Origin of the sequence: Serratia sp. CY31944, assembly GCF_052169175.1 — a bacterium.
GTDB lineage: Bacteria > Pseudomonadota > Gammaproteobacteria > Enterobacterales > Enterobacteriaceae > Serratia > Serratia sarumanii.
In genome coordinates, this window is record NZ_JBJNLG010000004.1 from 261,414 (window position 1) to 283,428 (window position 22,015).

The window sequence follows — 22,015 nt, forward strand, 5'->3', positions numbered from 1 at the left end:
CTCCCCACCGCCGCCCTGTACATTAGGTTACATGCCGAAACCAATCACTCACGGAAAGGCGGACGCCGTTTGCCTACTATCATTTCAACGGCCCCGCAGTGGGGTTGATACCCAAAAGCCATATTGAGGATTCTGCGATGAAAAAAGTATTAGCTCTGGTTGTTGCCGCTGCAATGGGTCTGTCTTCCGTAGCTTTCGCTGCCGAGGCTGCCACCACCGCACCTGCGGCTAGCGCAACCACCGCCACCGCTGCGCCGGCTAAAGCCCAGGTGAAACACCACGGCAAGAAAGCCCCGGTTCAGAAAGCTCAGGCGGCCAAAAAGCATCACAAAAAAGCCGGTGCGAAAGCCCCGGCCCAAAAAGCCCAGGCGGCTAAAAAACACCACAAGAAAGCCAGCCACAAAAAGGCGTAACAACGTGAGGATCCCCTCACCGTTTCAGGCTTGACGTGTACAACACCCGGTTCGCCGGGTGTTTTTTCATCGGGGGTTCGCATTGATGCTGCGCCGCTACCTGTTCGAGATCGTTCTGACCGCCCTGATCCTTTGCGGCCTGATCGCCGTCTTTTTTTACCTGTAGCCTGCCGCATCGCCGGCGGGAAATTATTGAAAAATCAATTATTGCCCATCCACACGGATGCTAAATCAGTCTATAGTTAGCATTCAGTGTGTTTATGGATGATCCGTATTTGTCAGGCAAGAGATCTATGCGCAAATCCGTTTTACTGTTGCTGTGCTCACTCCCGCTCATCGCTGCTCAGGCGGCACGCGCCGACGGCCCGTCCAAGGCCGAGCAAACGCGTCTGTTTTTCGGCAAAGATGAACGCATCAAGGTCACGGATACCACCGCCCAGCCCTGGCAGGCCATCGGCCAGGTCGAAACCGCCAGCGGCAATCTGTGTACCGCCACGCTGATCTCCCCACACCTGGCGTTGACCGCCGGCCACTGCGTGCTGGCGCCGCCGGGGCAACTGGATAAAGCCATCGCCCTGCGCTTCGTGGCGGGCGATAAATCCTGGCGGTATCAAACCGACAATATCGAAACTCTGGTCGACAGCAAGCTGGGCAAAAAGCTGAAGCCGGACGGCGATGGCTGGATCGTGCCGCCCGCCGCCGCCGCTTATGACTTTGCGCTGATCCGTCTGAAAGACAAAAAGCCGCTGCCGATCGCACCGTTGCCGCTGTGGCAAGGCGACAGCAAGGCGCTGACCCAGGCCCTGAAACAGGCCAAGCGGTTAATTACTCAGGCGGGTTACCCGGAGGATCATCTGGATGACCTCTACAGCCACCAAAACTGCAAGGTCACCGGCTGGGCCCAGCAAGGCGTACTGTCGCACCAGTGTGATACCCTGCCCGGCGACAGCGGCTCACCGCTACTGTTGAAAACCGCCGACGGCTGGCAGTTGATCGCCATCCAAAGCTCGGCGCCGGCGGCGAAAGATCGCTACCGCGCCGATAACCGCGCCCTGGCGGTGCCCGGCATCCGCGAAGCACTGGACGCCCTGGCGGCAGGCAAATAGCCTTTATCTCCACAAGCGCTGGTTTCAGGCGATCTCCCTTAACCAGCGTTTAATCCGAGAGAAAGAGGGTTTTAATGTTAAGAAATATGCCATTATCGCCTTGATTAAAACCCGACAGTTCTTTGTATCATGCCAATGATTGAAAATATTGCCATGCTCTGGGGGAATAATCTGAGGCAATAATGACATATAAATAACTCTATCTTTTTGGTTCTAATGAAATGCTCAGAAATCTCATCGTGAAAACTCCTTATATTTCCCTTTACATAAAATCGATGCTGTATCAAATCAACTTATTCTGGTGTGAAATTGATATGTATATTCTTTTCCCTGGTAAAGGCCAAAAGCTCACCCAAACACTCTTCTCGGCCAATCCCAGACTGTTTTACACCACCAAATGGAGCACCAAGAAAATGTTTAGCCACATCATTTATCCACACAAACCCTGCCTCAACATCCTGAGCCAATTGATTCGCGTCTTGCAGGCTGTCAGTCCATATAGAACAAGTTAGCCCAAGATCCAACTGATTCACTTGTTGAATAAGACTTTTCTTGTCATCCCATTTTATAATGGACAACACGGGACCAAAAATTTCTTCCCGTGCAATATCCATATCCATGGTTACATCAGCAAATACAGTTGCTTCAAAAAAACAGCCGTTCTTTAGTGATTCATGTGCGGGCCTCGAGCCTCCGGCAATAAGCCGTGCCCCAGCGAGCTTTGCCTGCTCAACATAAGATTCCACGCGGCTTAATTGAGCCTGAGAAATCAATGCCCCCATGGTGGTTTCAGGGTCTGACGGTATGCCTGGTTTAAATCGAGTCACGCGCGATGCAACCTTTTCGATAACATCCTCATATATATCGCTATGAATGTATGCCCGGCTTGTTGAACCACATGATTGCCCGCACCACTCAAAATTCATACCACGTATCACAGCATCGGCAACTTGATCTGGATGAGTATCAGAGAAGGCAATGAGGGCATTTTTTCCACCTAACTCAAGCAGCACCGGTTTTATCGTTTCCGCGGCTGCACGCATTACCGCCCGCCCCGTAGGCATGCTTCCGACTACAGTGATCATTGAAACGCCTGGATGCTGCGAGAGTGCAGCGCCAACGGCCTTCCCTCCTGTCACCACATTGAAGACTCCTGGCGGCAACAGTTCGTGAAAGAGCTCAGCCAGTCTCAGCGCCGAGAGCGGACTTTGCTCTGAGGGTTTAATTATAACGGCATTTCCCGCCGCCAACGGCGCAGCTATTTTCCCCGCACACGTCAGGAGTGGGTGGTTGAAAGGAATTATTCGCGCAACAACACCATAGGGCTCCCGTGTCGAAAAATTAACGGTCCCGACTCCCATTGGGATTGAGCTTCCTTTCATCTCGGTGACAAGTCCCGCAAAGAAGTCCAGCAGTTCTGCCGCCGCAGCCACATCCCCATATAACATCTGCACAGGGTTTCCGCAGTCAATGGCATCAAGCAACGCCAGCTCGCGTAAATTGCTGCGGATTACAGCAGCCATTTTTCGAAGTGTTTTTGCTCTTTCGAGTGGCTTGACTTGACGCCACAGCTGAAATCCATTTCTGGCGGCGTCAATAACGGAAGACACGTCGCGTTCGTCAGCTTCTGCAACTTTGCATAACTCCGTTCCGGTTCCTGGGCTATTCACTGCTCTGACTTCACCTCCGACGGGAGCATGCCAATTTCCACCATAATACAGATTACGGGAAATGGGTAATACGCTCTGCCAAGAGGACGCTTGCGATTGCATACTATATTCATCTGCCATAATTAAGCTACTCCTATACAAATTTATCATTTAAATAATTCATCAAATATCACTGAGATTATGATGCCCTATCTTCTCCGATGAGAGGGTTAAATCTATCAGTAACTGTGGTTTGCCTTGCTTTGCTTTCCGCCAACGCGTTCATCAAAAAGTTGGCGACTGACCGTTTTTATAAAAAAAGCCAGATAACATCTCATTCCGCTTTCAAATACTGATGCGCGACCTCTTCAGAATAGGCGCCGCTGTGTGGAGCATAAGGCAAAAATGCCGTATTCCCATAATGCATCCAGAAAAACCCGCTGAGCTATCCATTGCCAATTATAAATATCAGTGTCGTTTACAAAATCAGTAAGACAACAAACACAAGAAATGAAATGTCTATGATTGTAAATATCACTATAAACCGGCCCACCGTCATCATCCCTCCTTGCACTGCGCTCAAACATATGTTCTCTGATAGCCGATGTATGCTATTGCACTGTCTCCGTGGTAGATTAATATACCCACTTGACTCACTCATGTTTATCTGTCGGCGGCTCTGGTAAAATATCTTTTCGCCATTAAGGGCGGTAATTCAGCTTCACCATCAGCACTTTGAGCATAATTAATTCAACATCTCAGCCAGCTCTTCCGCACCTTTGTCAATTCCCACCTCGGCCGCGTTGAGCGAGCCGATACTTGCACCGATATTCATGGCATTCGGATACTGTCTGGCCACGTAGGCGTTGAGAAGGCTATGGTTAGAAGCATCATAAAGCTCCACAACGTAATTCACTGAGCCGTTGAATAATCCTTCCTCACCACGGATAGATTGCACAATATTGTAAGGCCCTCCCACCAGAGGGTCTAACTTAGTGATAGTGCCGATAAAAGACGTCGTCGTATCAGCACCTGTTAGCGTCAGTTTTAATCGGATAGTACCGGAAATTGGTGTGCTGACCTCTCGGAAGTGTGGACGCAAACTTTCGCTGAATTTGTTATACATATAATCCGCCAATAACTTGCGCTCTTCCGGTAAGAGATCGCCAAACTGGTGATCCCCCCCTTGATAAATAACGACCGGTTCGATAATGATATTGGTGTATTTACTCCAGTCCACTGGCGGGGCATAGCGGTAAGGAATACGGTTGGATTTATCATCAGTGTTAGGAGTGAGCAATGATGATGAATCAATGCTAGCATACCGTACCGGTGGTTTTGCCGAACATCCGGCCAAAATAACGGTAGGTACCGCAACAACCAAGAGAAAAGCGTTGATGTAATTAGACATTTAAGACTCCCGACCAGAGATATCATCGATACTGATTTTAACTGATTGTTTTTCCCCAGAAAAACAACCGAAATATGGTGCTTAACAAGACTTTTTCTTTAGGTGGATGGTGGTGTACACAACCAAGATCGATTACAAAAACACCAAAACAGTACCACTTGGTACACTTTTATCACAGTTTCATCGCGTGTCAAGAAAAAGCGTCTTGTCATATAACCATTGCTTTAACGGTAAGGAATGCTAATGAAAGTACGTACTAAAGCACGCCGCGACGCTATCGTCGAAGAAGCGGCATTGCTTTTTCAAGAAATGGGCTATGAACGAGCGTCAATGAATGAACTGGTCAAGCGGATTGGCGGATCGAAAGCGACTCTTTACCGTTATTTCCCTTCTAAAGAGGCGCTATTTGTCGCCGTTGTTCGTGAACATGCAACTCAGCACCTCACAGAAGCCGCTGAGGGACTGATGATTGATGCGCAAACTTTCACGCTGGAACAGACTTTGATGCGTTTTGCCGAGCGAAAGCTGCAGGTTGTTGCCAACGATAATAGCGCAATCGCCGTTTATCGGATGGTGGTTGCCGAGTCTGGTAATTCTGATATCGGCACTCTATTTTATGATGCAGGAATACGAGAAAGTGTAACAAAACTCTCGGAACTCATGGCGATAGCGATGGAGCGTAAGGAACTGCATTTGGCAGATCCGCACCTTAGAGCTTTACAATTTTTGTCGCTATTAACCGCAGAGGTTGATATGCGTGTGTACCAGCGCCAATTAACCCCGCTAAGTACACCGCAAATTCAGGAAATGGTTTGCCATGCAGTTCACATGTTTTTAAATGGAGCGGCATTCAGAGATAATGGCTGAAAAAAGGCCTCTGTACCTCAGGCATCCCTCATTTTTATCTTTTAACGATTCGTTTGAAATCACGCTGAATCATTAAATTCAGTGTAGTCACGCATCTGGTATTCAAGGTTTTCGAAACAGACTTTGAGACAAACATGCACCTGAAACATCCCCGTTCTCTCAGTAATGCAGCCTCCAGCGCACTCGAAGAGGGTTCGGCTCGCCTTTCATGCCATCGGAGCCGAGCCTGGACAGGCAAACGCCCCCTGGCAGAAATATGCCAGGGGAATGCCTCCACGGTGCCCCCTCTCGCCCGGCGGCCCAAAACCTTCTGCCCGGCCAGTTGTGCTGTCTGTCGTTCGACGCCGGCCGGCGCGCCCGAACTTAGCCCGAAAGCTGTTCGATAGTTTGCAGAATGCGCTTGTCGGAGATCGGGTACGGCGTGCCCAGCTGCTGCGCGAACAGGCTGACGCGCAGCTCTTCGATCATCCAGCGCACCGCTTTCACCTCTTCCTCCTGCTGCCGCTTTGGCGGCAGCTTGTTCAGCCACTGCTGCCAGGCCTGCTGCACCTGCTCCACCCGCAGCATCTGCGCGCGATCGCGATGCGGATCGATGGCCAGTTTTTCCAATCGGCGTTCGATCGCCTGCAGGTAGCGCAGCGTGTCCGGCAGGCGTTTCCAGCCGTTGCCGGTGACGAAACCGCGGTAGACCAGGCCGCCAAGCTGGGTTTTGATGTCCGACAACGCCAGCGCCAAGGACATATCCACCCGGCCTTTCAGCCGTTTGTTGATGTTGAAGACCGCCGTCAGGATCTGCTCAACCTGCCTGGCCACCTCGACGACCGTGTCGTTCAGCTCGGCGCGGATCTGCTCCTGCAGGCGCGTAAAGCCTTCCTCTTGCCAGACCGGGCCGCCGTGTTCGGCGATCAGCTTGTCGATACCGCACGAAATGCAATCGTCAATCAGCTCCAGCACCTTGCCGTACGGGTTGAAGTAGAGCCCCAGCTTGGCCTTGTTCGGCAGCTTTTCATGCAGGTATTTGATCGGCGAAGGAATATTCAACAACAGCAGGCGGCGCGTGCCCTGCCACATCGCCTGTTGCTGCTCGCTTTCGCTGTCGAACAGGCGGATCGCCACGCTGTCCTTTTCATCCACCAACGCCGGGTAAGCCTTCATCGAATAGCCGCCGCGCTTCTGCTCGTAAAACGCCGGCAGTTGGCCAAAGCTCCAGACATGCAGATTGCTCTGCTCCAGCCCATCGTCGGCCACCGCCGACAGCGTCTCCTGCACCTTCTCTTTCAGCTGCAGGCGCAACGCGGCCAGGTCTTTGCCTTCGCGCAGCGTCTGATTTTTCTCGCCCACCACGCGGAAGGTCATCTTCAGGTGATCGGGTACCTGATCCCACTGCCAATCATCACGTGACACGGTCACGCCAGTCATGCGCCGCAGCTCGCGCTCCAGCGCGTCCAGCAGCGGCAATTCCAGCGCAGTGACGCGGCCAAGGAACGCCTCGGCGTAGTTCGGCGCCGGCACGAAGTTGCGGCGCACCGGTTTCGGCAACGATTTGATCAGCGCAATCACCAGCTCGCGGCGAATGCCGGGGATCTGCCATTCGAAGCCCTGCTCCTCCACCTGGTTGAGGATCGGCAGCGGAATGTGCACCGTCACGCCGTCGGCGTCGGTGCCCGGTTCAAACTGGTAGCTCAGCCGCAGCTTGAGGTTGCCCTGATGCCAAAAGTTCGGGTAATCGAGCGCGCTGATCTTGTTGGCGCCGTCCTTAATCAGCATCTCTTTTTCGAAGTTCAGCAGATCCGGCTGCTGTTTGGCCGCGCTCTTCCACCAGCTGTCGAAATGACGGCCGGAAACCACGTCGTTGGGGAGACGGCGATCGTAGAAGCCGAACAGCGTTTCGTCATCCACCAGAATGTCGCGGCGGCGTGATTTATGCTCCAGCTCCTCCACTTCGGCGCGCAGCTTTTGGTTTTCGCGGAAGAAGGCGTGGCGCGTCTGCCAGTCGCCCTCCACCAGCGCATGGCGAATAAACAGCTCACGGCACAGCAGCGGATCGATGGAGCCGTAGTTGACCTGGCGCGCCGCGACGATCGGCAGGCCGAACAGCGTGACCTTTTCGCTGGCCATCACCGCCCCCTGCGACTTCGACCAGTGCGGTTCGCTGTAGCTGTGTTTCACCAGGTGCTGAGCCAGCGGCTCGATCCATTCCGGTTCGATGCGCGCGGCGATGCGCCCCCACAGGCGGCTGGTTTCCACCAGCTCGGCCACCATGGTCCACTTCGGCGGCTTCTTGAACAGGCCGGAGCCGGGGAAGATGGAGAAGCGGGCGTTGCGCGCGCCGGTGTATTCCTGCTTGTCCGCATCCTTCTGGCCAATGTGCGACAGCAGGCCGGTCAGCAGCGCGGTGTGCACGCTGCGGTAGTCGGAAGGCGTGCTGTTGATCGGCAGCCCCAGCTCTTTCACCACCTGGCGCAGCTGGGTGTAGATATCCTGCCACTCGCGCACCCGCAGGTAGTTGAGGAAATCGTTGCGGCATAGCCGGCGGAACTGGCTGGAGGAGTTCGCCTTTTGCTGCTCCTGCAGATAATCCCACAGGTTGACGAACGCCAGGAAGTCGGAGTCCTTGTCGGCGAAGCGGCGGTGTTTTTCATCCGAGGCCTGCTGCTTGTCCATCGGGCGCTCACGCGGATCCTGAATCGACAGCGCGGCGGTGATGATCATCACCTCGCGCACGCTGCCGCTCTTCTGCGCTTCCAGCACCATGCGCGCCAGACGCGGGTCGATCGGCAACTGCGCCAGCTGGCGGCCCTGCGGCGTCAGCTGATAGTGGCCGTTGTCGGCGGTGGCGATCGCCCCCAGCTCTTCCAGCAGGCGCACGCCATCCTGAATGTTGCGCTTGTCCGGCGCCTCGACGAACGGAAACGCGGCGATGTCGCCCAGCCCCAGCGAGGTCATCTGCAGAATGACCGACGCCAGGTTGGTGCGCAGAATTTCCGGATCGGTAAACGCCGGCCGTGACAGGAAATCCTGCTCGGAGTACAGACGGATGCACACCCCCTCCGATACGCGGCCGCAGCGCCCTTTACGCTGGTTGGCGGAAGCCTGCGACACCGGTTCGATCGGCAGGCGCTGCACCTTGGTGCGGAAGCTGTAGCGGCTGATGCGCGCGGTGCCCGGATCGATGACGTACTTGATGCCCGGCACCGTCAGCGAGGTTTCCGCCACGTTGGTGGCCAGCACGATGCGCCGGCCGTGGTGCGACTGGAATACCCGGTTCTGCTCGCTGTTCGACAGGCGCGCATACAGCGGCAGCACCTCGGTATGCGGCAGATTGAGGCGGTTCAGGGCGTCGGCGGTATCGCGGATCTCGCGCTCGCCGCTCATGAAGATCAGAATGTCGCCCGGCCCTTCGCGCCCAAGCTCGTCCACCGCATCGAAAATCGCCTGCAGCTGGTCGCGATCGGTATCGTCGCCGTCGTCGACCACCGGGCGGTAGCGTACCTCCACCGGGTAGGTGCGGCCGGAAACCTCGATGATCGGTGCATTGTTGAAATGGCGCGAGAAGCGCTGCGGATCGATGGTCGCCGAGGTGATGATCACCTTCAGATCCGGGCGCTTCGGCAACAGTTCGCGCAGGTAGCCGAGAATAAAGTCGATATTGAGGCTGCGCTCGTGCGCTTCATCGATGATCAGCGTGTCGTACTGCATCAGCAGGCGGTCCTGCTGAATTTCCGCCAGCAAGATACCGTCGGTCATCAGCTTGACCAGGGTATTTTCTCCCACCTGATCGTTGAAGCGCACCTTGTAGCCGACGCTGCCGCCGAGCGGGGTTTCCAGCTCGTCGGCGATGCGGTTGGCGACGGTGCGCGCCGCCAGGCGGCGCGGCTGGGTATGGCCGATCAGCCCTTTCACCCCGCGCCCCAGTTCCAGGCAGATCTTCGGCAGCTGGGTGGTTTTCCCCGAGCCAGTCTCCCCGGCGACAATCACCACTTGGTGATCGCGGATGGCGTTTAATATGTCCTGCTTTTTTTGGCTGACCGGCAGGCTTTCCGGATAGGTAATGCGCGGGCAAGACGCGGCGCGCGCCTGCACTTTTTGCCGCGCCGCCGCGATGTCGCTTTCTACTTCGGCGGCAACCGCCAGCTGGGCATCGGGATTTTTGATTTTTCGTGCGCCCTGCAGGCGACGACGCAGGCGTTGTTGATCGCGGAGCATCAGCTCACCCAGTTGGGCCGGCAGTGCCTCGAGCGGAGATTTCACGTTCGGTGTTCCTTGTTTCTTCGCCGCCAAGGCCAGGCTTGGCAACGGTTTGATGTTTTTTTAGCGATTTTTTTGCTTTAGCCGCACAGCCTATCACAAACGGCTTTCTCCCCCTACTTCCGCGAGTAAAGCCTCGCCATGTCATTCAATAAAATCGAACGAAGATCTCGAAATATTGCGCTATCACTGTTGGAGGAATGTGAATAGCATGTACTCCATGCAAGGGACGCTGAGTCCTGATGTCACTGTCACAACGTAAGGAATTATCGATGAGCAACGTATTGGTTCTGAAATCAAGCATCCTGGCGACCTACTCTCAGTCTAACCAACTGGCCGATTTCTTCGTAGAGCAATGGAGCAACGCCCACAGCGGCGACACTATCACCGTGCGCGATCTGGCCGCACAGCCCATCCCGGTGCTGGACGGTGAACTGGTCGGCGCGCTGCGTCCTTCCGATGCTCCGTTGACCCCGCGTCAACAAGAAGCGCTGGCCCTGTCGGACGAGCTGATCGCCGAGCTGCAGGCCAATGACGTCATCGTGATTGCCGCGCCGATGTACAACTTCAACATCCCGACCCAGCTGAAAAACTATTTCGACCTGGTTGCCCGCGCCGGCGTGACCTTCCGTTACACCGAAAACGGTCCGGAAGGCCTGGTGAAAAACAAACGCGCGGTGATCCTGACCAGCCGCGGCGGCATTCATAAAGGCACCCCGACCGACCTGGTGGAACCTTACCTGCGTCTGTTCCTGGGCTTCATCGGCATCACCGACGTGGAGTTCGTCTTCGCGGAAGGCATCGCCTACGGCCCGGAAGTGGCGACCAAAGCACAGGAAGACGCCAAGGCGGCCCTGTCTCAGGTGGTGTCTGCCTAAGATCCTGCGCAGGGGCGCCGCGCCCCTGCCGGACAAGAAGCAAGTCCTGTCAAACCTGCACTACCCTCATAATAATCATCTATCCGTATCTCTTGGCGCGCCAGACGGCGCGCTTTTTTTATTTCTTCAGCCACTGGCCGTTGATGCCGCGCACATACTCGCCGCTCTGCGCCCGCGTCACCAGCTTCTGCCCGGCCATGCGCGCCACTTCGTCGACGGCGATATGGTTGCCGTCCGCCACTTCCTGATACTTCTCGGCGCGGCCGGCGTTGATGCGCTTCACCAGCGCCAGCGTTTCCGCGTCCTGCTTCACCGGGGCGATATAGCCGCTCAGGGTTTCGCCCACCCGCCCTTGCTGCTTCGCCTCATCCAGCGTCAACGCCATCGCCACGCCGCTGAACAACCAGGTGGCACCGGCCAGCCACAAATAACGTTTTTTCATGTCGGCTCCTAGAACAGACCGCTTTGGGTTTTCAGCAGGTTTTCGACGTCCTTATCCACCTTGATATGAATTTCATGCTCGATCTTGACGTTCATATTGATGGTGATCGGATCCTTCGGCGTCGCCACCTCGATGCGCGGCACGCAGCCGCTCAGCAGCGAAACGCACAGCACCGCTGCCAGCGTCGACACACTCATGATTTTCATTGTTGCTCCCCAGGTTGTGAGAGGGCCTGCTCCAGCCACTCCTGTAAATTGTCGCCGAAGCGCAAACTGCGCCACAGCTGAAACACGTTTTCCTGATGCCGATAGTTCAGGATCACCTCGCGCTTGGCGTTCTTCTGCGGGTTGATGCCGTCGATACGCGCGCTCAGCGTCAGTTCGCCCAGGTTGTCGAGATCGACCCGGGCGTGCGAACGGTTGATTTCCATGTAGCGCAGCCAGTCGATCGCCGCGCCGGTCGCCAGGTTGTTGCTGCCGATGGCGTCGGCCATATCTTTGTCCAGCCGCAGCGTCAGGGTGCCGGCGTTGGCGATCCAGCCGTTTTGCACCAGCCATTTCGGGTGGTTCAGGAACAGCGGCAGCTCGCCGTCGACCCGGCCGGACATGGCGAACTGCTTCGGCTTCAGGGCGGTGAACAGCGCGCTGAGATCGACCTTGTCCAGCTTCAGCACCGCGGCGTCATGCTGCGGCAACCGCAGCGCCGACAGGCTGATATGCCCGTTGAGCATGTCCACGCCGACGTTGCTCAACGTCAGCGGCTGCCCTTCGCTATAAGGATAGGTGCCCTGCAGATCGGCGGAAATGTTCTGCATCTCGAACAGGTTGCTGAAAGACTTGATGCGCAGCGACACCGGCTGTTTGGCCCCCAGCAGCCACTGATGCTGCTTGAACCGGTACGACAGGATAAAGTCCAGGCCGCTCATCTCGCCGTCTTTCAGCCACATGCCGCCGTTTTTCACCACCCAGTGGCCGCCGGCCTCGAAGCCCTGCTCGCGGGCGGCGGAAAACGCCGACTGCGCATAAAACTCGCCGTCGCGCAGCGTGAGATTGAGATCCGGCGCGAGCAGCGGCTGGAAGACCTTCAGCGACTGTTTCGGCCACCAGGCTTCACCGCGCAGGCGTTCGCCGTCCCAACGGCCGCGCAGCGCGATCGGCCCGATCTGCTGCGCCTGCAGTTTGCCCTGCAGCTGGAAACTGTCCGGCGAAAGGCCGTTCACCTGCAGCGCCAGCACCGGCGCAGGCAGATGGCCGCCGTCGCTGAAGCTGACCTTATCCGCCGCCAGTTGCAGCTCGCCGTTGAACTGCGGGCTTTGTTCATCACGCCGCCAGCGCAGCGGCCGGTTGAGGCTCAGGCGCGGCGCGGCGACCGTCACCAAACCATACTTCAATTTATCGAAACCGGTGGAGAGCTTGACGAGCACCAGCTCGCTGTCCTGCCAGCGCCCGCTGCCGGCGACGTCCCAGGCGGCCTGCAGCGGCGGCAACCGGCCGTTGCCCCAGTAACGCCACTGCCAGTCGCCCTTGTCCGGCCAGAAATCCTGCGCCTGGCCGTCCAGGTGCAGCTTGAAGCGCCCCCAATAGCTGTCGCTGGCGTTCAGAATCGCCTGCAGGCGGCCGGTGATACCGGCGGCAGTCACCTTCACGCCCGCCAGCGGCAAACGCGCCTCTTCCAGCGTCATTTCCGGCGTCACCTTGCCCCACAGGCGCAACAGCGACCCTGGCTGCAGCACCAGCGTCGGGTTGAGAATGCTGCCGCCGATCACGCCCGGAATCGACGCGGTGGCGGAGAAGTCGGCCAGATTGGCCTGACCGGTCAATTGGAAGCGCAGATCGCTGTCGGTCAACCCTACCTTGCCCGGCCCGAGGGTGAGTACCGCATTGCCCTTGCCGTTGTGGCCGGCGGTGATCACGTTCAGCCGCGCGCTGATCTCCGTTTCATCCCACCCTTTGCTCCAGTCGTGCAGCGCAACGCTCAGGCCGCCGTTCAACGGCTGCCCGCTGTACGGCCAACGCCACTCGCCCTGCCTGATGCTGACCCGCTGCGGCGCGACTTCCCACGGCAGCACCGCCAGCGGCCGATCGTCGCCTTTTTCGCTTACCGTCAACACGCCCTGCCGCTGTTGCCAGCGCATGTCCAGCAATACCGGTTTTTCCAGATAGGCGGTCTGCATTTCCCCCTGCAGCGCGCCCTGCGTCGGCAGGCTGGCCAGATCCAGCGGAATGGTTATCTTGCCAGCGAGACGCAGCGGTTGCGCGCTGTTGGGCGGGACGACGGTCAGGCTCTGCAACGTCAGCTGCTGTTTTTCATCCAGCTGCGCCTCGGCGCTGAGATTCGGCCCCTGATAATGCAGGCGTTGCCCGTCAGGGCCGGAGGAAAGCTGCAGCTTGCCGGCATAGCGCTGCCAGGGAACCATCGTCAGGTCATTTATGGTGAGATCCAGCGGCGGCAGCTGTTGCTGCAGCTGATCGAGCGCCAGCGGCGTGCTGTTGGCATCGCCGCCCGGCAGTTTTGACAAACAGGCGCTATCGACGCTGACCTTATCGCTCGACAGCTGCCAGCGGCCCTGGCGGTAAGCCAACCGCGTCGGCCCGACGTTGGTCAGCAGGCAATCTTGCGCGGTGAAACGCGCCCCCGCCAGCGCCAGGCCACCCTGGCGCCAGTGCAATTTGCCCTGCAACTCCAGGCGGCTTCCCGCCGGCAACCAATGCGATAACACGCCCGGCAGCCAGCGCGGCAAAGTTTGCCACAACGCCAGCACCAGAATTGCGCAGCCCGCCACCGTCCCTATGAATACTTTTAATCGCCTGGTCATTAAATGGTTGCTTCGTTCCTGAGTTAGGCATTGGTTAAGTCTATGCCTGAATTGACAATAATGATGGCATGAATTTGACATAGGGTGAAGCTGAGCGGGGTCGCAGCGGCGATTTGCACCTTTTTGGCGCAAACGTGTGCGGAGTTGTAGATTTTCGTTACATATGCATCACATAAACAGGACAGTTTTCAGACTTTTGTTATTGTCGTTGCCATTGATGATTAATAGTCTTGCAACCATTCTAATAAAAGTTCAGCTGCTAGCTAACTGTGTACTAGAGAAGCCATTCCCCACACCCCCGTGGGGATTTTTTTGCCTTAATGCCGAATCACGGCGTCAATAAAATCGTGCAATATGCGGCTGTCGCTCGCTTTACGCCAGATAGCATAAATATCGCTGCGCATTTCATTCCCGCATTCTATGTATGCAACCTTTCGCTGCCGCGCCAGGCTTTCGGGCACAAACGCATAGCCTAATCCCGCTGTTACGCAGGCAAATATCACGTCGTAGCATTCCACCTCCAGCAGCGCGGCGGGGATGACTTGCTGCTTCTGCAGCCAGGCGTCCACCAGATGGCGATAGTGGCATTGCCGCGAATAAACATAGAGATCGCTTTTTGCCAACAACGCCGGCCGATATGCCCCGCCAATGAAGACCAAACGCTCCTGGAAAGCACGCCGGCTCTGCATCTGCGGATGTTCGATCGGCCCATCTGAAAACACCACGTCCAGCGCCCCTTTTTGCAGCTGAAACTCCAGATCCAGCGAATATCCCTGCACCACACTCAGCTGAACGCGGCGATTCTGCGCACGGTAATGGGCCAACTTTTGCGGCAGATGATGACTCAAGGCGATATCCAGCGCGCCAAGCTTCAGTTCGCCCTGCACCGGATCCTGTTCAAGCTGCGCTCGCGCCCGCTCTTCGATAGCCAAAAAGCGCTTGGCCTTATGGTAAAGCGCTCGGCCTTCCGGCGTGAGCGACAACCGATTGCGCTCACGCTCGAACAGCGTGACGCCGCACGCCATTTCCAGCTCTTTTAATTTCTTGGTCACGTTAGAGGGCACGCAAAACAGCCGCTCCGCCGCGGCCGTGAGACTCTCCGACTCCACCACCATGCAAAAGGTGGCTAACTGGGCACGTTTAAACACCTTAAGCCTTCACCAAAAGTGAACGATTCACGAACTTTATTTCACTTTTAGTCAGCCATCAAGTCCGTAAAATCCTCGCTGTCAGCACAATGCTGCCCCTGGAGATATCCAGTTTCATTACCGACCGAGGAAATCAATCATGATTACGCTCAACGTCTTTTTTCAGGTCAATCCGGCCAAGCGGCAAGCGTTTCTGAGCCTGCTCAACACCATGGTGCAGGAATCCAATAAAGAAGCCGGCTGCTCTTTTTACCAGCTTTGGCAATGCCAGAGCGATGAGAACAGCTACGCGCTGATCGAAAACTGGGACGATAAGGCGGCGCTTTCAGCACACCAGAAAACGCCTCATTGGATCGCCTTTAACGATGTCGTTAACAGTTATTTGACCCATGATTACGATGAGCATCATTACACGGAAATCGCTCGTTAAAACCGCGTGAACCGGCCCAATGCGGGTCGGTTTCACCCCCCTGTCTGATAGAACAAGCCCCGCGCGGGACAAACTGCTAACCAATTGTCGAATTTACTAAAATCTGTTAAATTGATCACAAAATCACGGTGGAGAAACCACGATGAAATTGGCGATATACAGTACCAAACAGTATGACCGTAAATATCTCGAACTGGTGAATCAGCAGTTTGGCTATGAGCTGGAATTCTTCGACTTTTTACTCAGCAAAAAAACCGCCAAAACGGCCGCCGGTTGCAAGGCGGTGTGTATCTTCGTTAACGACGACGGCAGCCGTGAAGTGCTCGAAGAACTGGCGGCGCTGGGCGTCGAGATTCTCGCCCTGCGCTGCGCCGGTTTCAATAATGTCGATCTGGACGCCGCCAAAGAACTGGGCATCAAGGTGGTGCGCGTACCGGCCTACTCACCGGAAGCCGTGGCGGAGCACGCGGTAGGCATGATGATGTGCCTGAACCGCCGTATTCATCGCGCCTATCAACGCACCCGCGACGCCAATTTCTCGCTGGAAGGGCTGATCGGCTTTAACATGCACAACCGCACCGCCGGCGTGATCGGCACCGGTAAAATCGGCGTGGCGACGATGCGCATTCTGAAAGGCTTCGGCATGAAGCTGCTGGCTTACGATCCGTTCCCGAGCGAACAGGCGCTGGAACTGGGCGCGGAGTATGTCGACCTGAAAACGCTGTACGCGCAGTCCGACGTGATCACCCTGCACTGCCCGCTGACGCCGGAAAACCACCATCTGCTGAATGCCGACGCCTTTGCGATGATGAAAAACGGCGTGATGGTGATCAACACCAGCCGCGGCGCGCTGATCGACTCCACCGCCGCCATCGACGCGCTGAAGCAGCAGAAAATCGGCGCGCTGGGAATGGACGTTTACGAGAACGAACGCGATCTGTTCTTTGAAGACAAGTCTAACGACGTGATTCAGGACGACGTGTTCCGCCGCCTCTCGGCCTGCCACAACGTGCTGTTTACCGGCCATCAGGCCTTCCTGACCGAAGAGGCGCTGACCAGCATTTCGCAAACCACGCTGCAGAACATCAGCCAGTTGGATCGCGGCGAAGCCTGCCCGAACCAGTTGAACGCCTGAGCGTCACCTCGGGGCGCCCTTGCGGCGCCCTGTTTATTTGAGAGAACGCGATGAGAACAACCACGGTAGCCGCCCTTGCGGCGCTGGCTTTAGCGGGGTGCAGCATGAAACCACATACGGCCGTCACGCCAGGCGATCTGCTGCATCACAACTTCGTGTTGCAGAGCGTGGATGGCGAAACGGCGAAGCCACCGGCGGGCGGCGGCCTGCTCAATCTGGAGTTCGGCGAGAACCTGCATGTCTCCGGCGCGATGTGCAACCGCTTCTTCGGCCAGGGGCAATTACGCGACGGCGTGCTGACGGTGAAACCGCTGGCCACGACGCGCAGACTGTGCCCTGATGAACAGCGCAACCGCTGGGATCAAGTGATCGGCACCGTGCTGGAAAACGGCGCCGAAGTGACGCTAAGCGCCCAGCAGCTGACGCTCAACGGCAGCGGCCACACGCTTATCTATACCCTGCGCGATTGGGTGTATTGATCCTGCACGCTGGGCCTGGCGCTGCGGGCTTACCCGGCGCAGCTGCCCAGGCCCAGCGTGCGTTCTTCGCACTGCTTGCCGTTCGGCATTTGGCACATGCGCAGCGCTTCACCGTTCAGGTTGTGCGCGATGGTGGTGACGCCGCCGACCGCCGCGCAACCGGCGCTGGTCTGCAACGTATTGATTCTGGCACTGTTGCCCTGCTGTACTGGCTCTTCGTTATTGCTGCTGCAGGCGGCTAAAAGCAGCACGGCGCTGGCAAGCAGCCATTTTGATGTCGTCATTATCCCACTCCTGAACCCGGAACTGCGCTGTGTAAAATCGCCATTGCTGATAACGCGCGTCACTTGGCGGACACGTTTCGCTATCTTTGATGCAAACTTGTTTAATCTAGCTCGATATATAAATAATGAAAATATATTCCAGCCATTATTTGTCGTTTTTTTGCGTCGGCCGGACATTTATTTTGTTTGCAGAATATTTCCGCACCGGCGCGCGGTGCCAAACGTGACGGCGCCACCCGCTGCCAGGCTTCGGCCGCACGCAGGAAGTGATAACGTCACCGCTGCCGACCAGGAAGTTTTTCCGGCGATATCGCTATTCATTATCTTCGCGTGCTTTCAGTGAAACGGCGCATTTTTTACTACCGGAGAGGACGATATTTGCGTCTATGCTGGCGGCGCTAAGTAATTAGCATTCCACTATTTTCAGTGAATGATGGCTGAATTCTTCAACCGGCGCGACTTGCTGTCGCGCCGGCCTTTTTTCACATTAAAATAACACTCAGTGCACCGTGGCTTTCGATAGTAAATTAATCACCAGCACGCCGGCAATAATTAATCCCATGCCGACGACCGCCGGCCAATCCAATTTTTGCTGATAAACAAATACCGCGGCGACCGACACCAGCACGATCCCCATGCCTGACCAAATCGCATACACGATGCCCAGCGGCATACTCTTGACCACCATCGACAGCCCCCAAAATGCCACGCCGTAGCCCAGCACCACCAGCAGCGACGGCCACAGACGGGTAAAGCCCTCGGAAGCTTTCAACATGGTGGTGGCGATCACTTCCGCGACTATCGCCATCGTCAAATACATAAATGCGCTCATGATTTTCTTCTGTCAGTTTGCCGATGCGCAATTATGACGTGCCGGAAATAAATTGTCTTTAAACGGTGAAAACAATTTATTGCCGCCGGCCCCAATCGGCGAGGAAATAGGCCTTTGACGATTTGTCACCCGCCACACAAACACGATAAAGCCGCGTTCAAACCCTCTGTTAGACTTTTTTCCATTACTGCGAAAGTGCGCTTTCGCGGCTTTGAGAGCAATGAAAAGGTAACGCCGATGATAACTACAGATGGTAATAATGCAGTCGCTTCCGTGGCCTATCGCACCAACGAAGTGATTGCCATCTACCCTATCACGCCGAGTTCCACCATGGCGGAACAGGCGGATGCCTGGTCCGGCGATGGCCGGCAAAACATCTGGGGCGATATTCCCCGGGTAGTGGAAATGCAGTCGGAAGGCGGCGCGATCGCCACCGTGCACGGCGCGTTGCAAACCGGCGCGCTGTCGACCTCGTTCACCTCATCGCAAGGTCTGCTGCTGATGATCCCGACGCTGTACAAACTGGCCGGCGAGCTGACGCCGTTTGTGCTGCACGTGGCCGCGCGCACCGTAGCCACGCACGCGCTGTCTATCTTCGGTGACCACTCGGACGTGATGGCGGTGCGCCAGACCGGCTGCGCCATGCTGTGCGCCGGCAGCGTGCAGGAGGCGCAGGACTTCGCGCTGATCTCGCAGACCGCCACCCTCAACGCGCGCGTGCCGTTTATCCATTTCTTCGACGGCTTCCGCACCTCGCACGAAATCAACAAGATCGTACCGCTCAGCGACGATACGCTGCGGCAAATGCTGCCGCAGGCGGCGATCGACGCTCACCGCAGCCGGGCGCTGTCGCCGGATCATCCAGTGGTGCGCGGCACTTCCGCCAACCCGGACACCTATTTCCAGTCGCGCGAAGCCACCAACCCGTGGTATGACGCCACCGGCCAGCACGTGATCGACGCCATGGCAGCCTTCGCCGCCCTCACCGGCCGCCACTATCGGCCGTTCGACTATTACGGCCACCCGCAGGCCGAGCGCGTGGTGGTGGTGATGGGCTCCGCCGCCGGCACCTGCGAAGAGGTGATCGACACCCTGCTGACCCGCGGCGAGAAAGTCGGCGTGCTGAAGGTGCGGCTGTTCCGGCCGTTCTCCGCCAAATACCTGCTCGGCGCGCTGCCGGACAGCGTGCGCAGCGTCGCGGTGCTCGATCGCACCAAAGAACCGGGCGCGCTGGCCGAGCCGCTGTATCTGGACGTGATGACCGCGCTGGCAGAAGCCTACAGCCGGGGTGAGCGCGCCACGCTGCCGCGGGTGATCGGCGGCCGTTACGGCCTGTCGTCGAAAGAATTCGGCCCCGACTGCGCGCTGGCGGTGTTCCGCGAGCTGGCCCAGCCGCAGCCGCGCCCGCGCTTTACCGTCGGCATCTTCGATGATGTCACCGGGCTTTCGCTGCCGCTGAGCGACGAAATCCTGCCGCAGCGCGCCTCGCTGGAAGCGCTGTTCTACGGTTTGGGCAGCGACGGCTCGGTCTCGGCCACCAAGAACAACATCAAGATCATCGGCAACGCCACGCCGCTGTATGCCCAGGGCTATTTCGTCTACGACTCCAAAAAGGCCGGCGGCCTGACGGTGTCGCACCTGCGCGTCAGCGAACAGCCGATCAACTCGGCCTACCTGGTCAGCCACGCGGACTTCATCGGCTGCCACCAGCTGCAGTTTATCGATAAGTACCAAATGGTCGAACGCCTGAAGCCCGGCGGCACCTTCCTGCTCAATACCCCTTACGGCGCCGACGAGGTCTGGTCGCGCCTGCCGCAGGAGGTTCAGGCGCTGTTGCACCAACGCCAGGCGCGTTTCTATATCATCAACGCCGCCAAGCTGGCGCGCGAATGCCGGCTCGGCGCGCGCATCAACACCGTGATGCAGATGGCGTTCTTCCACCTGACGCAGATCCTGCCGAGCGACGTGGCGCTGCAACAGCTGCAGGACGCCATCGCCCGCAGCTACAGCAGCAAGGGCCAGGAGATCGTCGAGCGCAACTGGCAAGCGCTGGGCGCCACCCGGGCCGCGCTGACCGAGATCCCGCTGCAGCCGGTCGACGCCAGCAGCCCGATGCGCCCGCCGGTGGTCTCGGACGCCGCACCGGACTTCGTCAAAACCGTCACCGCCGCGATGCTGGCCGGGCTGGGCGATGCGCTGCCGGTTTCCGCCTTTCCGCCGGACGGCACCTGGCCGGTGGGCACCACCCAATGGGAAAAGCGCAACATCGCCGAAGCGATCCCGATCTGGCAGCCCGACCTGTGCACCCAGTGCAACCACTGCGTCGCCGCCTGCCCGCACTCCGCCATTCGCGCCAAGGTGGTTCAGCCGGCGGAGATGGAGCACGCCCCCGCCTCCCTGCAGTCACTGGATGTCAAAGCGCGCGATATGCGCGGCCAGAAATACGTGCTGCAGGTAGCGCCGGAGGATTGCACCGGCTGTAACCTGTGCGTCGAGGTCTGCCCGGCGAAAGATCGCCAGAACCCGGAGATCAAGGCCATCAACATGGCTTCGCGCCTCGATAATCTGACGGCGGAAAAAGACAACTACGACTTCTTCCTGCAGCTGCCGGAAATCGATCCGACGCAGTTGGAGCGCATCGACATTCGCACCTCGCAGCTGATCACGCCGCTGTTCGAGTACTCCGGCGCCTGCTCCGGCTGCGGCGAAACGCCGTACATCAAGCTGTTGACCCAGCTCTATGGCGACCGTTTGCTGATCGCCAACGCCACCGGCTGTTCGTCGATCTACGGCGGCAACCTGCCGACCACGCCGTACACCACCAACGCCGAAGGGCGCGGGCCGGCGTGGGCCAACTCGCTGTTCGAAGACAACGCCGAATTCGGCCTGGGCTTCCGTTTAACGGTCGATCAACATCGCGCGCGAGTGCTGCGCCTGCTGAATGCTCTGGCGCCGCAGCTGCCGGAGCGGTTGGTCAATGCCCTGCAGATGGGCGACGTGGCGCCGGAGCCGCGCCGTAAGCAGATCGCCGAACTGCGCACGCTGTTGGCCAATCTCGAAGGCGAAGACGCGCGCCAGCTGGCGGCCGGCGCCGACTACCTGGTGGATAAATCCATCTGGCTGATCGGCGGTGACGGTTGGGCCTACGACATCGGCTTCGGCGGTTTGGATCACGTCCTCAGCCTGACGGAGAACGTCAACGTGCTGGTGCTCGACACCCAGTGCTACTCCAACACCGGCGGCCAGCAGTCGAAGGCCACGCCGCTCGGCGCGGTGACCAAGTTCGGCGAACACGGCAAGCGCAAGGCGCGCAAGGATTTGGGCGTCAGCATGATGATGTACGGCCATGTCTACGTGGCGCAGATCTCGCTGGGGGCGCAGCTCAACCAAACGGTGAAAGCGATTCAGGAGGCCGAGGCCTATCCGGGGCCGTCGCTGATCATCGCCTACAGCCCGTGCGAAGAGCACGGCTACGATCTGGCGCTCAGCCACGATCAGATGAAACAGCTGACCGCCACCGGCTTCTGGCCACTGTACCGCTTCGATCCGCGCCGCAGCGCCGAGGGCAAGGCCGCATTGGCGCTGGATTCGCGGCCGCCGAACAGCAGCCTGTCGGAAACGCTGCTGAAAGAACAGCGTTTCCGCCGCCTGAACGCGCAGCAGCCGGAAGTGGCCAGCGCGCTGTATCAGGCCGCCGAGAAAGAGCTGCAGGAGAAATACGATTTCCTCAGCCTGCTGGCCGGCAAGGCGGAAAAATCCGCCGCAGAGTAACCTCCCTCAGGGCGCGAGCGATTCGCGCCCTGTTCTTTTACCGCCGGCGTCAGCCGCAGCAAAAACCCGCTGGCATTCCTGCGCGCAATCCGTACCATACAGGCCTC

General features: G+C 57.8%; 18 protein-coding genes. 8 read left to right on the plus strand and 10 right to left on the minus strand.

Annotated elements, in window-relative coordinates; genetic code table 11:
* Positions 1–137: 137 nt before the first annotated feature.
* Both asr and ACJ8IN_RS06770 read left to right on the plus strand, forming a co-directional pair.
* The gene (gene asr / locus ACJ8IN_RS06765) at positions 138–413 is read left to right on the plus strand and encodes an acid resistance repetitive basic protein Asr (protein WP_033648431.1); all 276 of its coding nucleotides are present in this window, start codon (positions 138–140) and stop codon (positions 411–413) included.
* Positions 414–706: 293 nt separating this feature from the next.
* Complete coding sequence (locus ACJ8IN_RS06770; protein ID WP_033634660.1) at positions 707–1,519, plus strand: trypsin-like serine peptidase; 813 nt, start codon at positions 707–709, stop codon at positions 1,517–1,519.
* A 293-nt stretch (positions 1,520–1,812) separates the two neighbouring features.
* Here the strand turns inward: ACJ8IN_RS06770 and ACJ8IN_RS06775 are convergent, their stop codons facing one another.
* Positions 1,813–3,309, minus strand: coding sequence for an aldehyde dehydrogenase family protein (locus ACJ8IN_RS06775; RefSeq protein WP_308325757.1), 1,497 nt, complete (start codon positions 3,307–3,309; stop codon positions 1,813–1,815).
* 604 nt (positions 3,310–3,913) lie between these two features.
* The gene (locus ACJ8IN_RS06780; protein WP_047567285.1) at positions 3,914–4,579 is read right to left on the minus strand and encodes a DUF3313 domain-containing protein; all 666 of its coding nucleotides are present in this window, start codon (positions 4,577–4,579) and stop codon (positions 3,914–3,916) included.
* A gap of 243 nt (positions 4,580–4,822) precedes the next feature.
* Between ACJ8IN_RS06780 and ACJ8IN_RS06785 the strand changes: the two genes are divergently transcribed.
* Positions 4,823–5,446, plus strand: a complete 624-nt coding sequence (locus ACJ8IN_RS06785; RefSeq protein WP_033653064.1) for a TetR/AcrR family transcriptional regulator — start codon at positions 4,823–4,825, stop codon at positions 5,444–5,446.
* Between the two features lie 363 nt (positions 5,447–5,809).
* On the opposite strand, the gene hrpA is transcribed toward ACJ8IN_RS06785, so the two are convergent.
* Positions 5,810–9,697, minus strand: a complete 3,888-nt coding sequence (gene hrpA, locus ACJ8IN_RS06790; RefSeq protein ID WP_308325758.1) for an ATP-dependent RNA helicase HrpA — start codon at positions 9,695–9,697, stop codon at positions 5,810–5,812.
* A gap of 269 nt (positions 9,698–9,966) precedes the next feature.
* On the opposite strand from hrpA, the gene azoR reads away from it, so the two are divergent.
* Entirely contained in the window at positions 9,967–10,572 is a 606-nt protein-coding gene (gene azoR, locus ACJ8IN_RS06795; RefSeq protein ID WP_033634661.1) for an FMN-dependent NADH-azoreductase, read from the plus strand.
* Here the strand turns inward: azoR and ACJ8IN_RS06800 are convergent.
* The 5 genes from ACJ8IN_RS06800 to ACJ8IN_RS06820 all read right to left on the minus strand — a co-directional run bounded on the left by ACJ8IN_RS06800 (position 10,569) and on the right by ACJ8IN_RS06820 (position 14,977).
* Positions 10,569–10,706, minus strand: coding sequence for a hypothetical protein (locus tag ACJ8IN_RS06800; RefSeq protein WP_107685448.1), 138 nt, complete (start codon positions 10,704–10,706; stop codon positions 10,569–10,571). The genes azoR and ACJ8IN_RS06800 overlap by 4 nt on opposite strands.
* The gene (locus tag ACJ8IN_RS06805; RefSeq protein WP_308325759.1) at positions 10,691–11,014 is read right to left on the minus strand and encodes a YdbL family protein; all 324 of its coding nucleotides are present in this window, start codon (positions 11,012–11,014) and stop codon (positions 10,691–10,693) included. The genes ACJ8IN_RS06800 and ACJ8IN_RS06805 overlap by 16 nt, the downstream gene beginning before the upstream one ends.
* Positions 11,015–11,022: 8 nt before the next feature.
* On the minus strand, positions 11,023–11,220 hold the full coding sequence (locus tag ACJ8IN_RS06810; protein ID WP_025302979.1) for a YnbE family lipoprotein: 198 nt from the start codon (positions 11,218–11,220) through the stop codon (positions 11,023–11,025).
* A complete protein-coding gene (locus ACJ8IN_RS06815) occupies positions 11,217–13,829 on the minus strand; it encodes a YdbH family protein (RefSeq protein WP_308325760.1) in 2,613 nt (870 codons plus the stop codon). Before ACJ8IN_RS06815 ends, ACJ8IN_RS06810 begins: the two co-directional genes overlap by 4 nt.
* Positions 13,830–14,146: 317 nt before the next feature.
* On the minus strand, positions 14,147–14,977 hold the full coding sequence (locus ACJ8IN_RS06820; RefSeq protein ID WP_103798499.1) for a LysR family transcriptional regulator: 831 nt from the start codon (positions 14,975–14,977) through the stop codon (positions 14,147–14,149).
* 139 nt (positions 14,978–15,116) lie between these two features.
* Between ACJ8IN_RS06820 and ACJ8IN_RS06825 the strand changes: the two genes are divergently transcribed.
* The 3 genes from ACJ8IN_RS06825 to hslJ all read left to right on the plus strand — a co-directional run bounded on the left by ACJ8IN_RS06825 (position 15,117) and on the right by hslJ (position 17,021).
* Positions 15,117–15,407: a putative quinol monooxygenase gene (locus tag ACJ8IN_RS06825; RefSeq protein ID WP_047567278.1), complete on the plus strand. Its 291-nt coding sequence runs from the start codon at positions 15,117–15,119 to the stop codon at positions 15,405–15,407.
* 142 nt (positions 15,408–15,549) lie between these two features.
* Entirely contained in the window at positions 15,550–16,542 is a 993-nt protein-coding gene (locus ACJ8IN_RS06830; protein WP_016927571.1) for a 2-hydroxyacid dehydrogenase, read from the plus strand.
* A gap of 50 nt (positions 16,543–16,592) precedes the next feature.
* Positions 16,593–17,021, plus strand: coding sequence for a heat shock protein HslJ (gene hslJ / locus ACJ8IN_RS06835; protein ID WP_308325761.1), 429 nt, complete (start codon positions 16,593–16,595; stop codon positions 17,019–17,021).
* A gap of 29 nt (positions 17,022–17,050) precedes the next feature.
* Here the strand turns inward: hslJ and ACJ8IN_RS06840 are convergent, their stop codons facing one another.
* Both ACJ8IN_RS06840 and ssmE read right to left on the minus strand, forming a co-directional pair.
* Positions 17,051–17,305 (minus strand): DUF333 domain-containing protein, encoded by a 255-nt coding sequence (locus tag ACJ8IN_RS06840; protein WP_015377999.1) that lies wholly within the window; start codon positions 17,303–17,305, stop codon positions 17,051–17,053.
* Between the two features lie 499 nt (positions 17,306–17,804).
* Entirely contained in the window at positions 17,805–18,137 is a 333-nt protein-coding gene (gene ssmE / locus ACJ8IN_RS06845; protein WP_060428186.1) for a multidrug efflux SMR transporter SsmE, read from the minus strand.
* Positions 18,138–18,374: 237 nt separating this feature from the next.
* Between ssmE and nifJ the strand changes: the two genes are divergently transcribed.
* Entirely contained in the window at positions 18,375–21,908 is a 3,534-nt protein-coding gene (gene nifJ, locus ACJ8IN_RS06850; RefSeq protein ID WP_060420926.1) for a pyruvate:ferredoxin (flavodoxin) oxidoreductase, read from the plus strand.
* Positions 21,909–22,015: the final 107 nt, after the last annotated feature.

Bases quoted from the DNA above. Each gene is read 5' to 3' on its own strand.
- asr (WP_033648431.1), top strand. From the start codon at position 138: ATGAAAAAAGTATTAGCTCTGGTTGTTGCCGCTGCAATGGGTCTGTCT.
- ACJ8IN_RS06770 (WP_033634660.1), top strand. From the start codon at position 707: ATGCGCAAATCCGTTTTACTGTTGCTGTGCTCACTCCCGCTCATCGCT.
- ACJ8IN_RS06775 (WP_308325757.1), bottom strand. From the start codon at position 3,309: ATGGCAGATGAATATAGTATGCAATCGCAAGCGTCCTCTTGGCAGAGC.
- ACJ8IN_RS06780 (WP_047567285.1), bottom strand. From the start codon at position 4,579: ATGTCTAATTACATCAACGCTTTTCTCTTGGTTGTTGCGGTACCTACC.
- ACJ8IN_RS06785 (WP_033653064.1), top strand. From the start codon at position 4,823: ATGAAAGTACGTACTAAAGCACGCCGCGACGCTATCGTCGAAGAAGCG.
- azoR (WP_033634661.1), top strand. From the start codon at position 9,967: ATGAGCAACGTATTGGTTCTGAAATCAAGCATCCTGGCGACCTACTCT.
- ACJ8IN_RS06805 (WP_308325759.1), bottom strand. From the start codon at position 11,014: ATGAAAAAACGTTATTTGTGGCTGGCCGGTGCCACCTGGTTGTTCAGC.
- ACJ8IN_RS06810 (WP_025302979.1), bottom strand. From the start codon at position 11,220: ATGAAAATCATGAGTGTGTCGACGCTGGCAGCGGTGCTGTGCGTTTCG.
- ACJ8IN_RS06815 (WP_308325760.1), bottom strand. From the start codon at position 13,829: ATGACCAGGCGATTAAAAGTATTCATAGGGACGGTGGCGGGCTGCGCA.
- ACJ8IN_RS06825 (WP_047567278.1), top strand. From the start codon at position 15,117: ATGATTACGCTCAACGTCTTTTTTCAGGTCAATCCGGCCAAGCGGCAA.
- ACJ8IN_RS06830 (WP_016927571.1), top strand. From the start codon at position 15,550: ATGAAATTGGCGATATACAGTACCAAACAGTATGACCGTAAATATCTC.
- hslJ (WP_308325761.1), top strand. From the start codon at position 16,593: ATGAGAACAACCACGGTAGCCGCCCTTGCGGCGCTGGCTTTAGCGGGG.
- ACJ8IN_RS06840 (WP_015377999.1), bottom strand. From the start codon at position 17,305: ATGACGACATCAAAATGGCTGCTTGCCAGCGCCGTGCTGCTTTTAGCC.
- ssmE (WP_060428186.1), bottom strand. From the start codon at position 18,137: ATGAGCGCATTTATGTATTTGACGATGGCGATAGTCGCGGAAGTGATC.
- nifJ (WP_060420926.1), top strand. From the start codon at position 18,375: ATGATAACTACAGATGGTAATAATGCAGTCGCTTCCGTGGCCTATCGC.